General features: G+C 34.0%; 14 protein-coding genes. 1 reads left to right on the top strand and 13 read right to left on the bottom strand.

Translation table 11 applies throughout. The annotated features are described in order from the left end of the window. Positions 1-6: 6 nt before the first annotated feature. Positions 7-1,272, top strand: a complete 1,266-nt coding sequence (locus tag DU428_RS08970) for an alginate export family protein (protein WP_113966514.1) — start codon at positions 7-9, stop codon at positions 1,270-1,272. A gap of 13 nt (positions 1,273-1,285) precedes the next feature. Here the strand turns inward: DU428_RS08970 and DU428_RS08965 are convergent, their stop codons facing one another. The 13 genes from DU428_RS08965 to ccoS all read right to left on the bottom strand — a co-directional run bounded on the left by DU428_RS08965 (position 1,286) and on the right by ccoS (position 12,556). Continuing rightward, on the bottom strand, positions 1,286-1,747 hold the full coding sequence (locus tag DU428_RS08965; protein WP_072352109.1) for a hemerythrin domain-containing protein: 462 nt from the start codon (positions 1,745-1,747) through the stop codon (positions 1,286-1,288). Next, on the bottom strand, positions 1,719-2,930 hold the full coding sequence (locus DU428_RS08960) for a hypothetical protein (protein ID WP_113966515.1): 1,212 nt from the start codon (positions 2,928-2,930) through the stop codon (positions 1,719-1,721). The genes DU428_RS08965 and DU428_RS08960 overlap by 29 nt, the downstream gene beginning before the upstream one ends. Positions 2,931-3,049: 119 nt before the next feature. Continuing rightward, the gene (ric, locus tag DU428_RS08955) at positions 3,050-3,781 is read right to left on the bottom strand and encodes an iron-sulfur cluster repair di-iron protein (RefSeq protein WP_113966516.1); all 732 of its coding nucleotides are present in this window, start codon (positions 3,779-3,781) and stop codon (positions 3,050-3,052) included. An 82-nt stretch (positions 3,782-3,863) separates the two neighbouring features. Further along, positions 3,864-4,301 (bottom strand): RrF2 family transcriptional regulator, encoded by a 438-nt coding sequence (locus tag DU428_RS08950; protein ID WP_072352112.1) that lies wholly within the window; start codon positions 4,299-4,301, stop codon positions 3,864-3,866. Between the two features lie 120 nt (positions 4,302-4,421). Further along, positions 4,422-4,841, bottom strand: coding sequence for a CBS domain-containing protein (locus DU428_RS08945; protein WP_072352113.1), 420 nt, complete (start codon positions 4,839-4,841; stop codon positions 4,422-4,424). A 91-nt stretch (positions 4,842-4,932) separates the two neighbouring features. Then, on the bottom strand, positions 4,933-6,360 hold the full coding sequence (locus DU428_RS08940) for a pyridoxal phosphate-dependent decarboxylase family protein (RefSeq protein WP_072352114.1): 1,428 nt from the start codon (positions 6,358-6,360) through the stop codon (positions 4,933-4,935). A 53-nt stretch (positions 6,361-6,413) separates the two neighbouring features. After that, entirely contained in the window at positions 6,414-7,115 is a 702-nt protein-coding gene (locus DU428_RS08935; RefSeq protein WP_113966517.1) for a sulfite exporter TauE/SafE family protein, read from the bottom strand. A gap of 11 nt (positions 7,116-7,126) precedes the next feature. Then, complete coding sequence (locus DU428_RS08930; RefSeq protein WP_072352116.1) at positions 7,127-7,573, bottom strand: FixH family protein; 447 nt, start codon at positions 7,571-7,573, stop codon at positions 7,127-7,129. A gap of 96 nt (positions 7,574-7,669) precedes the next feature. Beyond that, a complete protein-coding gene (gene ccoG / locus DU428_RS08925; RefSeq protein WP_072352117.1) occupies positions 7,670-9,094 on the bottom strand; it encodes a cytochrome c oxidase accessory protein CcoG in 1,425 nt (474 codons plus the stop codon). 19 nt (positions 9,095-9,113) lie between these two features. Beyond that, positions 9,114-9,998, bottom strand: a complete 885-nt coding sequence (locus DU428_RS08920; protein WP_072352118.1) for a cbb3-type cytochrome c oxidase N-terminal domain-containing protein — start codon at positions 9,996-9,998, stop codon at positions 9,114-9,116. Then, on the bottom strand, positions 9,995-10,180 hold the full coding sequence (locus tag DU428_RS08915) for a CcoQ/FixQ family Cbb3-type cytochrome c oxidase assembly chaperone (RefSeq protein WP_113966518.1): 186 nt from the start codon (positions 10,178-10,180) through the stop codon (positions 9,995-9,997). Before DU428_RS08915 ends, DU428_RS08920 begins: the two co-directional genes overlap by 4 nt. A gap of 4 nt (positions 10,181-10,184) precedes the next feature. Next, positions 10,185-12,368: a cytochrome-c oxidase, cbb3-type subunit I gene (gene ccoN / locus DU428_RS08910; protein ID WP_113966519.1), complete on the bottom strand. Its 2,184-nt coding sequence runs from the start codon at positions 12,366-12,368 to the stop codon at positions 10,185-10,187. A gap of 5 nt (positions 12,369-12,373) precedes the next feature. Continuing rightward, on the bottom strand, positions 12,374-12,556 hold the full coding sequence (ccoS, locus tag DU428_RS08905) for a cbb3-type cytochrome oxidase assembly protein CcoS (protein WP_072352121.1): 183 nt from the start codon (positions 12,554-12,556) through the stop codon (positions 12,374-12,376). Positions 12,557-12,586 lie beyond the last annotated feature (30 nt).

The raw sequence follows: 12,586 nt of genomic DNA, 5'->3' as shown, positions 1-12,586 counted from the left end.
GTACAGATGAAAAAAATACTAACAATTCTTTGCATAGGAGTTGTAATGACTAGCTATGCCCAAGAATTTGAAATTTCGACAGAATTACGACCTCGTTTTGAATACAGACATGGATTTAAAACCTTAATTCCAGATGCAGAAGATGCAGCATCTTTTGTTTCGCAGCGTACCCGAATCAACCTTGCCTATGCTAGTGAAAAACTAAAAGCATATATTTCTTTACAAAATGTAAGAGTTTGGGGAGATGTTTCCACTTTAGCTTCTTCCGATGTAAACGATACAGCCATACATGAAGCTTGGGCCTTATTACAATTAGACCCTAAGTTTTCTTTAAAGTTAGGAAGGCAAGAAATAGTTTATGATAATCATAGAATGTTTGGTAATGTAGGTTGGGCACAGCAAGCAAGAAGCCATGACGCGTTTATAGCTAGTTACAGACCTAACACAAAGCACCAATTAGATTTAGGATTGGCTCTTAATGAAAGTTCAGAAACCTTATTTAAAACAGATTATACGGTAAATAATTATAAAGCTTTTCAGTACTTATGGTATCATACCAAAGCTTCCAATCTAGGTATTAGTTTTTTAGTATTAAATAACGGTTTAGCTTATACGGATGTAAACGACAAACAGAAAGTAGACTACAACCAAACCATAGGAACTTATTTAAACTATGCGAAAAATAAACTACAAGCAGATGCTTCGGTATATTTTCAAACCGGAAAGATTGCTAATACTAGTGTAAGTGCATATCAATTTTCGGGAAATATTTCTTATCAGATTCATGAAGCATTTAAGGCAGGTTTGGGAGCAGAATATCTTTCAGGAACCGATAGTGATAGTACCGATGATAAGATAAAATCTTTTAATCCTTGGTTTGGAACGAATCATAAATTCAATGGTTTTATGGATTATTTTTATGTGGGAAACCATAGTAATTCCGTAGGTTTATTAGATATTCATGCTAGTTTAGCCTATCAAAAAGAAAAGTTTTCAGCAAAGCTTATACCGCATCTGTTTTCTTCGGCAGCTAGGGTGGTTGATTTTACTGGGAAAGAAATGCCTAATAGTTTAGGAACCGAAATAGATTTAGTTCTAGGGTATAATTGGACGAAAGATGTAAGTTTTCAAGCAGGATATTCTCAAATGTTTGCAACAGATACTATGGAAGCCTTAAAAGGAGGCAATAGCGATGCAACTAATAACTGGGCTTGGCTTATGGTTACGGTAAAACCAAGCTTGTTTAAAACGAATTTTGCTAAGGAAAAATAATTAGCTTAAACGCCTATTTCCAAAATTCATCTTCTAGATTATCTACAAAGGTTTCTGGTTGATGAATTTTTTCTATTTGTAACATTTGTTCTTCGGTAGCTACTTTTTGAATTTCCGGAAACAATACTCGTTCTTCAAATCTAATATGCTGCTCTAATTCTTCTTCAATTTTACTTAGTGTTTTAGTATCGTTATCTGTTTCAGCAAATAAACGATTTAAACGTCTGTGTTCTGCCAAAGCTCTTTTTACTAGTTCGTTATCGCTTTCTAATATGGTGAAAATATGTTCTTCTTCCATTTCAAAATGCGGAATCAGGTGTGTTTTAAAAAACCAATTGGCATAAGTTCTCATTCTTTCTGGTGCAATATTTTTGCTGAATCCAGATCTTATCTTCCAAGATAGGAGTAAACCATGATGATGTTCTCTGCTTAATGGTTGTAATGCTTTATGGCGTTTTTGAGGCTTGTTTTTCATGGTTTTTAGTTTTAATAAAATGGATTAGAATAAAAAGGAGTCCTAGAGGCAACAACGTACTGAAAAAGAATAACAATGTATAATAATTTGGTATAAATCCTATGCCAAAATAGAAATAACATCCTTGTACTAATAAGATAAGTTCTGTAAGTACAAAGCCTATTAAAAAACTGTACACTCCAATGCTTAGTTCCTTTGATTGTTTTGTCTTTTTCGGTTTTAATATAAATGAAAAGAGAAAGCCACTAATTAGGCCTAACATCATTAGGTGAATAAAACCAATCACAAAATTACGGTTATTTACTACCACCTGCGAAAACTCTGGAATGATACTAAAGGTTTGTAAGATTATTTTTACGCTGAAGCAAAATAAACTGAAATAGTATAATATAATAATCAGCTTGGACTGCCTATTTAAGAACTGCTTTACATTTTGTTGTATGAGTTTTAGAAAGTAAAACAGCGATGCTACTTGTAATATTATACCTATTGCATTTATATATAATAAAGCCTTATGAGGCGCATACCATTGAACAGGTAAAGCAAAAGTTAGAATAGTTCCAGCGATTAAGGTTTTGAAAAACTTTTGAAATACTAAAGAGTCTTTTATTTTAAGAAGGTGAAAAAATACTGCTAGAACAGCGATTAAAAACCAGCCATTAAATTGAAAATGTAAAAAGAACTGAATCGCTATTTGGTAAAAAGCAGAAGCTTGTCCAAGTAAACCCACTGCAGGACCTAAACACCAAACACCAATTGTAGAAACTACCATAAATATCAGTGCTGCCTTTAAAGTGTATTGGCTTACAACAGAATCTGTTTTATGGTTTTTCCATGCTAGGCGCACAAAGTAATAACTGCAGAATATATGTAGGGTTGAAAATGTAATAGAAATCGCAGCATAGCCTTGAAAAGGGAAGCTAAGCATCATTCCAATTACCGATGCTTGGGTAATCCAAAATAGTTTATTGTAAATGGGCTTTTTATCTGGAATAAAATAATGCACAATAAGAGTGTACAGCATAAGGTACACCCAACCTAACATGGCTACATGCGAGTGTGCATGGGTAAGAAACCTATAGTTGAATCCTATAGCATCTATGAACGTATATCTTAGTGCAAGCCCCATAAGTGCCGCGACTAAGAAATTAAGTAAACAAACAATTACTAGTTTTTTAGGCATTTTTTAATCTTAGTTAGTAAAAGTGCGGTTTTTAATTAAAAAACCTAGAACATTTAATGAAAAATGCTCTAGGATTCTCAAAATTAACAACATTTACTAATACCAACCATAACAAGTTATTAATTAAACTTTTGTTCTAATTTTATTGCTCCAGGGAATAAGATATTGTTTTCTAAATGAATATGTAGGTGTAAGTCTTCTTCAAACTCCTTTAGCATGGCAAAGGTTACACGGTAGGTATTACAAGCATCTGCTGGGGGATTGTAGTTATCTGTTAACGCTGCAATTTCTCTAAAACGTTCTCCTTCCGTATCATGTTCTTCCATCATCATAGCGATTGGGTTTTCAACAGTTCCAAATTGTGGAGACTTTACTGCACTTGTATTTAATTCTGCTGCTACCATTTTCTTAACGAAAGGGAAGAGGATTAGCTCTTCTTTTTTCATGTGTGAAGCAAGTTCTCCAGCAGAAGCATTAAATAATTCTGTGATTTTATATAGTTCTGGATGGCGTTCCCCGTGTACACGACAAAGTTTGTCTAAAAACTGAAGAAGTACCGGAATTTTTTCTTCTACATATCTGTGGTGTTTCTTTTCAATATATTCCGCTAGTAAATCTAAAGGCCAAGATTTATAATCTATAGATTGATCCGTTTTGGTATTTAAAACGTTTTCTAGTTCTTCTACCAACATATTACTGTCTATTCCTTTCTTTTCGCAAGCTTCTTCAATAGTTCTATTTCCATTACAGCAAAAATCTATTTTGTGTTTTGAAAATACAGCAGCAGTTCTGTAGTCTTCTGCTACATATTGTCCTATTTGTTTCTGAGTGTTTTTTGTTAATGTTTCCATAGTTATGCTTATTTCGGATATTTTTATCCTATTTATAATCAAATTTTTTTAAGGTCGTTTTTTTACTTTCTTGTTTTATTTGTTAGTAGGTTTTAAGAAAAGCTATACCTGTTTTGATGTCTAAAGCCAGCTCTTCTAAGTTGGTTGATTCCAACATTTCTTTTAGGCCATCTCTAATTTCTTTAAACTTATAGTGTACCGGGCAAGGGTGATTTTCGTCACAGGTTTCTAGTCCAAGTCCGCAGCCGTTATATATATTATCTCCATCAATAGCTTTTACAATATGCGAAAGTTTTATGGCAGCTATTTTATCTTTTTCAATCTCAAAACCGCCGTAGGCACCTTTGACAGAGTTAATAAGATTGTTTTTTACTAATGCTTGAAGAATTTTAGCAGTAAATGCTTGGGGAGAATTTATTTCCTCAGAAATTTCTTTAGGAGAAACGCGTCTTCCTTCATACGAGTTTTTCGCAATAAAAATAGAAGCTCTAATTCCGTATTCACAAGCTTTTGAAAACATTTGTTTAAGATTTTGTTCTTCAAATATACGATATATATTTTAATTAGGATAAGTTTGTCTTAATTAAAATATGTAAAAAAAAAGCGTCTAGAATTTCTCTAAACGCTTTTTGGTTATGATTTAAAATTGGTCTATTAGGTAATTTATAAGATCTGTAGTTGTTACAATACCAACAAGTTTAGTTCCTTCCAGTACCGGCAGGGCATGAAATTCTTTTTTAGCAAGTATTTCTGCAACTTCCTTGATGGTGGTGTCTACATGAACACTTGTTAGGTTTTTTGCCATTACTTGTTCTATAGAAAACATATTATAAACTACGGTATCTACATTTTCCTCCTCTTCATCTAAAGCATCAGCAAAACTTATACGTAATAAGTCTGTATAGCTTAGCATCCCGATGATTTTTTCTCCGCTTACCACAGGAATATGACGAATTTTATTCTTTTTAAATAGCCTTTCTGCTGTTTCTAATTCGTCGGTTGTTTTTAGTGTAATAACTTCTTTAGTCATTATAGCTGATACTGGTGTTCTCTTTTTCATATTGATTGGTTTTAATTACTTACCTAAAGGTAATAGTTAAACTAATGAATAAGTATGATAAATATCAGCTTATGAATTATTTACAAGGACATTATACTATTTCTTTCGCTATTGCTTCACAAGTTTTTAAAGTATCCTTCACATCTTCGATAGTTGTTCTAGGATTGATTAAACACATTCTTAAAACCACTTGATTTTGTAAAACCGTAGTTACTAATAAAGCTTCCCTAGAGTCTACAATTGTCTTGGATATTTTCTGATTGATTGCATCTAATTCTTTTTCGGAATAAGCGCTTCCTATAGGGTGGTATCTGAAGTTAATTACTGCTAGAGTAGCTGGAGAAATAACCTCCCAATTTGGACTTTTCCTTAGGTGTTCTTCAACCTCTTCTGCTAAATCGATAGAGTAGGATACCGCTTTTTTAAATGCGGAAAGTCCGAAGGTTTTCATCGACATATAAAACTTTAAGGCTCTAAAACGTCTTGTAAGTTGAATCCCGTGATCGTAAAAGTTTATTTCTGAAGTATTTCCTTCAATATCTCTTAGGTATTCAGGTTTTTCGCTAAAAGTTTCGCTAAGCCATTTGTGATTTCTTACCAATAAGCATCCCATTTCATAAGGTTGGTATAGCCATTTGTGCGGATCGATGGTAAGAGAATCTGCTTTTTCAATTCCTTTTAATAATTTGCTTCCTTTTTTTGATAAAATTGCAGCACCACCATAAGCACCATCAATATGAAACCATAATTTTTCGGTTTTACAGATTTTAGCAATTTGGCTTAAAGGATCTACACTACCTGTGTTGGTTGTTCCAGCAGAAGCTATAATACAAAAAGGTTGTAGGCCTTCTAATCTATCTTTAGCAATGGCATTTTTAAGTTTATTGATGGCCATTTTAAATTCTATATCTGTAGGAATGATTCTTACCTGTTCTTTTTTGAAACCAAGAACACGAATAGCTTTAATATTTGAAGAATGTGCTTGGTCTGAAAGATAGATAATAGCTTTAGAGAAATCATCACCGCAACGTTGTCTTCTTGCAGTAACAAGCGCTGTTAGGTTTGCCATGGAGCCGCCACTGGTGAAAATTCCACCACCTTTTGTAGTAGGAAACTTAAACAGTTTTAAAAGCCAATTCATGGTTACAATTTCTAACTCAGCAGCAGCAGGGGAAGCAGCCCAACCACCAGAAAAAACATTAAATCCGGTAGCAAGCGTATCTGCCATAACGCTTACGTAATTGCTAGGGCCAGGGACAAAGGAATAGGATTTAGGATGTGATACGATATTACTATTAGGTAAAACCTTATCGGTTACAAACTGTAAAACTTCCTTGTAGTTTGTTGGTTCATCTGGTGCTTCAGTTTTAAAAAGCAAATCCATTTCTTCTCTAGTCGCAAGAGCAACTGGTTTTTTATTTCTTTCGGTATCAAAATGTTCTACAATAGCGTCTATTACCTGATAGCCGTATTGCTTCATTTCTTCTTTGCTTAATTGCAATTTGTGTGCATTGTCCATTAAGGGCATGTATGTTTTTAATTTAAAATGTTCTATTGAAATAGTATTACCACTTAGTGACAATCTATATTACTAGACATAATATCTATAACTGGTGCAGGAGAGAGGTAGGGAATTCCTAATCCTAAACCACGAAGTATAAATAATAAACCTATTATGACCACAAAAATAGGAATAGCTTTTTGAATACGTTGCTTCATTTTGGTATTTAAAAATTTACCAAGATAAATTGCTGAGGTCATTAATGGAATAGTTCCTACACCAAATAAAGCCATGTATAAGCTGCCTTGAACGGCGCTTTGCATTGCTAAGGAAGCAAAAACAGCCATATAAACTAAGCCGCAAGGTAAAAAACCGTTAAGAAAACCAATGGTTAAAAAGGTGTCTGCCGTTTTCTTTTTTAGAGCTTTTCCTAAGGAAGATTTTACCTTAGTTATTACTTTGTATATAGGTTTGGAAAGGTTGTATTTATTGAAAGTTTGTACCGGAATTAGCACTACTAAAATCATTAATACACCTATGATAATAGATAATTGTTGTTGTATTCCGAATATATAAAGACTTTTACCTACTAAGCCAAAGAAGAAACCAATAATTGCGTATGCAAAAATTCTCCCCAAATGATAGATAGCAATTTGTGATACTTTTTTTACAGAATTACTTCTGTCTACCGGAAGCATAAATGCAATAGGTCCACACATACCTATACAATGGAAACTTCCTAATAATCCAAAAAGAACCGCAGACCAAAGCATGACTTTTTGTTTTAGTAAATTATATCTTTTTTGAACAGGTAAGAGGTGTCGTTATATTGCCAGTAAACTTTTATGTTCCAACGACCACCTAGCAAACGTTTGTCAGGTATGAGCAAATTATGGTTTGACAGTGAAATTGGCATTTCAAAGTCAAATTGTTTATTAGATGGCCTGTATAGGAACACATTTCCAGTTATATTTTCTACTTGTAGTGTTTTTGGAAACTCTATAATAATACCTTCTGCAGTTTTTTTCCAGCTAACATCTTCTGCTAAACTTTTAGCATTTGTTTCTTGAACCATGTCTTTGTTGAATTCTACTTCTTTTTTGTAGTAGTCTTCGGTTACTAAATCATGATCATATTTTTTGTCTACCATCATATTTACTACAAAGTACATGATGAAGCTTATGAATAAAACAAAAGCTATTACTATTCCCGTTCCCCAATTTATTTTCATCTTATCCTTTTTCCGTTAACCGGAAACCTCCATTTTTAATTTAACTTTATTGTTTTCTCCCGAAACTTCGGAACACGAGTATTTTTTTGTTTCCGTTTAGTTATAACTACGCGGACCAAGGAAGTACACATTAGTGGTTTCTATTAATTCATCTCCACTATATACTTCAATCATTAATTTATTTTTATCACTTTCTAACTGACTTTGATCTATTTCTATAAATAGTGTTCCTTCGGCTAAACCTTGTGCAGGAACAATAAAGGAATCAGAATTAGAAACTACTTTTACTTCACCTTTCACTTTTCTAAGTCTGAAGTTTACATTCTCAATATCTCTAGTCGTTTTATTCACTAGCTTATAAGTGAAAACATTACTAATTAAAGTTTCTCCTTTATGTTCAAATAATTGTCCTGGAAGTCTTAAAACTCTAGCTTCTACATCATTTCTTAAAAGTAACATTCCGCACAACATACCAACAAGTATGGTAAGAACGGCGATGTAACCTTTCATTCTAGCAGTAAGTTTGAATTTTTCTCCTTTTTCAATTTCATCTTCACTTGCATAGCGAATCAATCCTTTAGGAAGGTTGATGCTTTCCATGATATGGTCGCATTCATCTATACATGCAGTACAGTTAACACATTCTAATTGTGTACCGTTTCTAATATCTATACCTGTAGGACAAACATTTACACATTGTAAACAATCTATACAGTCTCCGTGACCTAAGGCTTGTCTGTCTTCGTTTTTTCTGAATTTCTTACGTCCTTTTTCCCCTTCACCACGTTTATGGTCGTAAGCAACTACAATAGATTTATTATCTAATAAAACACTTTGCAGTCTACCATAAGGGCAGGCAATAATGCAAACTTGCTCTCTAAACCAGGCAAATACGAAATAGAAAACAGCTGTAAATATTAATAGCGGAAAAAGAGTTCCTAAATGCTCTAAAGGTCCTTCTTTAATATAACGAAACAGTTTATCACTACCTATTAGGTATGCTAGGAAAACGTTTGCAATAGTAAAGGAAATCAATAAAAAGATAGACCATTTTATTGCTCGTTTTCTAATTTTTTCTGCATTCCATTCCTGTCTGTCTAACTTACGTTGTTTGTTTCTGTCGCCTTCAATCCAGAATTCTATACGTCTGAATACCATTTCCATGAAAATGGTTTGCGGACAAATCCACCCACAAAATACACGGCCAAAACTTACGGTAAATAGTGCAATAAAGACAATACCAATAAGCATGGACATTACTACTAAATAAAAATCTTGAGGCCAAAATGGTAAACCGAATACATTAAAACGGCGTTCTAATATATTAAACAGTAAAAACTGATTTCCGTTTATTTTTATAAATGGCGCAGCGAGAAAGAATGTAAGTAATGCATAACTTACAATTTTACGCATTTCAAAATATCTACCACTTGGCTTTTTAGGGTACACCCAGGCGCGTTTTCCGTCTTCGGTAAGCGTTCCAATTGAATCTCTAAAAGTTTCGTTTTTTGGTGTTTCCACAATGATTTATATTTAAATATTAGTTGTTTTCTTCTACCCAAATATCCCCTTCTGCAGCTTTTGCATCTGGCGGATTTGTGCCTTGAAATTGTAAAACATAACTAGATACTTGTGCTATTTCAGCAGGTTTTAAACTTTGTTTCCAAGCAATCATACCTTTTCCGGCACGACCCCCTTCAGAAACTGTTTTGAAAACGTTTTTAATTCCGCCACCTAAAATCCAATGTTCATCGGCAAGGTTAGGTCCTATTCCACCACCACCATCTGCTTTATGACAAGCAACACAGTTTTCCATGTATATTCTTTTACCGTTACTTAAGTCGGAGGCATCTGTTAGTAGCTCTACAGTGTTAAAGTCTACTAAATCTTTCGCTGTTTTTTTGTAGTTTTCGATATCTATTTTCGCTTGTGCATATTCAGCTTCTAGCTCCATATATTGATTTTCACCATTAAATACATGGTATTTTATCATATAAACAAAAGCAAAAATGATAGAAGCATAAAAACTATATTTCCACCATGGCGGAAGGTCGTTGTCAAGCTCTCTAATACCATCATAGCTGTGGTCTAGAATGATTTCATGCTCTTCTTGCATTGGTTTAGCTCCTAAAGCTTTTTCGTAAGTGGCTTCAACCCAAGTAAGGAATTTAGATTTTTCTATCACTTTAGCATCGTATTTTTCTCTTCCTTTTTCGTCTAAGCTTTGGTAAAGAATATTATCTAACGACCCTACAATTGCATCTGTAGCAATAAGTATAAATAATACCAATACTAAGAACAATAAGATAATAGGTTGCTCTATAAACGCCGGTTGTTTACCAGAGTCTACAAAGAATTCTACTATACCTACAATTATAAAAAAGATAACAGGTATTCTTACCCAAGATGGAATTTGATTTCTCATAGTTCTGTTTGGTTTTGGTTGTCTAATGGAATATTACTTACTTTATCTATATAATCTTTCTTGGCTGTAAAAACCCACCAGAAAAGACCAACAAAAAAGCCGAAGAAAATAAGTAATGATATGATAGGGTAGATTTCTATACCAGAAATACTATCCATATGATTTTTTACGAATTTTAGCATAATCTTAGTTTTTAGCTGTTTCTAAATCCTTTACTTTTATGTCTGTTCCTAATCGTTGTAAGTAAGCGATAAGTGCTACAATTTCACGATTACGCATTTCTACAAAATCTTCACCTCCTGCAGCTTTATCTGCTTCGTATGATTTTGCAAAATCAGGATCTGCATAAAGGTTTTCCTCGATTTGGGTTCCTTGTTCTAACATTGCTTGCTGTGCATTAGCAATTTCCTCTTCGGTATAAGGAACTCCTAATGTTACCATAACCTCCATTTTCTTTTCTGTTAAAGATTTGTCTAATTCATCTCTAATTAGCCATCTATACGAAGGCATAATAGAACCTGAAGAAGTACTTTCTGGGTCATACATATGGTTAAAGTGCCAGTTGTCAGAATATTTTCCACCAATACGGTGTAAGTCTGGTCCTGTACGTTTACTTCCCCATAAGAATGGATGGTCATAAACATACTCTCCTGCTTTGGAGTACTCTCCGTAACGTTCTACCTCAGATCGGAAAGGACGAATCATTTGCGAGTGACATCCAACACATCCTTCACGAATATAAATATCACGGCCTTCTAGTTCTAATGGCGTATATGGCTCTACACTAGCAATAGTTGGAATGTTAGATTTTACCATAATTGTAGGAACAATTTGCACAATTCCTCCAATTAAGATTGCGATGGTAGCGCCAATAGTTAATTGAATAGGCTTACGCTCTAACCAAGTGTGCCATCCTTCACCTGATGTACGTTTTTTAGATACATGTGGTAGGGCAGGAGCTTCAGCTAACTCATCTGAAACAACACTTCCGTTTCTAACTGTAATAATAACGTTATATACTAGAATTAACATACCTCCAATATATAATGTACCACCAATCGCACGCATCCAGTACATTGGCATAATTTCCGTAACGGTTTCTAAGAAGTTACCGTACACTAAAGTTCCGTCTGGGTTAAATTGTTTCCACATACTTGCTTGTGTGAATCCAGCAACATATAATGGTAATGCATACATAATAATACCTAAAGTACCTACCCAAAAGTGTAAGTTAGCTAAGCCCAGCGAGTGTAATTTAGTATTGAATAGCTTTGGTACTAAATAGTAAATCATACCAAAGGCCAGGAAACCATTCCATGCTAATGCCCCAACGTGTACGTGAGCAATAATCCAATCTGTATAATGAGCAATTGCATTTACGTTTTTAAGAGAAAGCATTGGCCCTTCAAAAGTAGCCATACCATAACCAGTAATAGCCACTACCATGAATTTTAAAACAGGATCTGTTCTTACTTTATCCCAAGCACCACGAAGCGTTAATAATCCGTTGATCATACCTCCCCAAGACGGTAATAATAACATGATAGAGAAGGCTACACCTAAGTTTTGTGCCCATTCTGGTAAGGCAGTATATAATAAATGGTGAGGTCCCGCCCAGATATAAATAAAGATTAAAGACCAGAAGTGAATAATAGACAGTCTATAAGAGTAAACAGGTCTGTTTGCTGCTTTTGGAACAAAGTAGTACATCAATCCTAAGAAAGGAGTAGTAAGGAAGAATGCAACGGCATTATGTCCGTACCACCATTGCACAAGTGCATCTTGTACCCCTGCGTACACAGAATAACTTTTCATGGCACTTACAGGAAGTTCTAAACTATTAAATATATGAAGTACAGCAACAGTTACGAATGTAGCAATATAGAACCAAATAGCAACGTATAAATGTCTTTGTCTACGTTGTAAAATAGTCCAAATCATGTTTGCACCAAAGGCAACCCATACTATTGCAATTGCAATATCAAAAGGCCATTCTAGTTCAGCATATTCCTTTGAGGTTGTATACCCAAGCGGTAAACTGATAGCCGCTCCAACAATAATAAGTTGCCATCCCCAAAAGTTTATTTTACTTAAAAGATCGCTAGCCATTCTTGCTTTAAGCAGTCTTTGCAGCGAGTAGTAAACTCCTGCAAAAATAGCATTACCTACAAAGGCAAAAATTACCGCGTTGGTGTGTAGAGGTCTTAATCGACCAAAGCTAAGCCACGAAATATCTTCCATATAATTTGGAAAAATAAATAAGAAAGCAAGCATTAAACCTACTGTCATACCTACAACACCCCAAAATATGGTAGCATAAAGGAAATTTTTAACGATTTTATTATCGTAATAGAATTGTTGTACTTCCATAATAATTAATTAGTCTTATTAGTTTTTGTTTCTGGTTTTTCTTTTACTAGTTCGTCTTCAAAAAGCATTCTAACTGAAGGGGTGTAACTATCATCAAATTGTCCTCTTCTTACTGCATATATAAAAGCGACAAAAAATATAATAGCAACTATGATACTAATACTCAATAAAATGTATATAACACTCATACCTGTTTGAAGTTATTGGACAAATTTACA

Source organism: Oceanihabitans sediminis (assembly GCF_003337215.1).
GTDB classification, from domain to species: Bacteria; Bacteroidota; Bacteroidia; order Flavobacteriales; family Flavobacteriaceae; genus Oceanihabitans; species Oceanihabitans sediminis.
The sequence above is the reverse complement of the archived record's forward strand: the minus strand, read 5'-3'. Positions and strand labels throughout refer to the sequence as shown.

Excerpts from the sequence above, each read along its gene's own strand:
- DU428_RS08970 (WP_113966514.1), top strand. The coding sequence starts at position 7 with ATGAAAAAAATACTAACAATTCTTTGCATAGGAGTTGTAATGACTAGC.
- DU428_RS08965 (WP_072352109.1), bottom strand. The coding sequence starts at position 1,747 with ATGAAAAACAAGCCTCAAAAACGCCATAAAGCATTACAACCATTAAGC.
- DU428_RS08960 (WP_113966515.1), bottom strand. The coding sequence starts at position 2,930 with ATGCCTAAAAAACTAGTAATTGTTTGTTTACTTAATTTCTTAGTCGCG.
- ric (WP_113966516.1), bottom strand. The coding sequence starts at position 3,781 with ATGGAAACATTAACAAAAAACACTCAGAAACAAATAGGACAATATGTA.
- DU428_RS08950 (WP_072352112.1), bottom strand. The coding sequence starts at position 4,301 with ATGTTTTCAAAAGCTTGTGAATACGGAATTAGAGCTTCTATTTTTATT.
- DU428_RS08945 (WP_072352113.1), bottom strand. The coding sequence starts at position 4,841 with ATGAAAAAGAGAACACCAGTATCAGCTATAATGACTAAAGAAGTTATT.
- DU428_RS08940 (WP_072352114.1), bottom strand. The coding sequence starts at position 6,360 with ATGGACAATGCACACAAATTGCAATTAAGCAAAGAAGAAATGAAGCAA.
- DU428_RS08935 (WP_113966517.1), bottom strand. The coding sequence starts at position 7,115 with ATGCTTTGGTCTGCGGTTCTTTTTGGATTATTAGGAAGTTTCCATTGT.
- DU428_RS08930 (WP_072352116.1), bottom strand. The coding sequence starts at position 7,573 with ATGAAAATAAATTGGGGAACGGGAATAGTAATAGCTTTTGTTTTATTC.
- DU428_RS08920 (WP_072352118.1), bottom strand. The coding sequence starts at position 9,998 with ATGAGAAATCAAATTCCATCTTGGGTAAGAATACCTGTTATCTTTTTT.
- DU428_RS08915 (WP_113966518.1), bottom strand. The coding sequence starts at position 10,180 with ATGCTAAAATTCGTAAAAAATCATATGGATAGTATTTCTGGTATAGAA.
- ccoN (WP_113966519.1), bottom strand. The coding sequence starts at position 12,368 with ATGGAAGTACAACAATTCTATTACGATAATAAAATCGTTAAAAATTTC.
- ccoS (WP_072352121.1), bottom strand. The coding sequence starts at position 12,556 with ATGAGTGTTATATACATTTTATTGAGTATTAGTATCATAGTTGCTATT.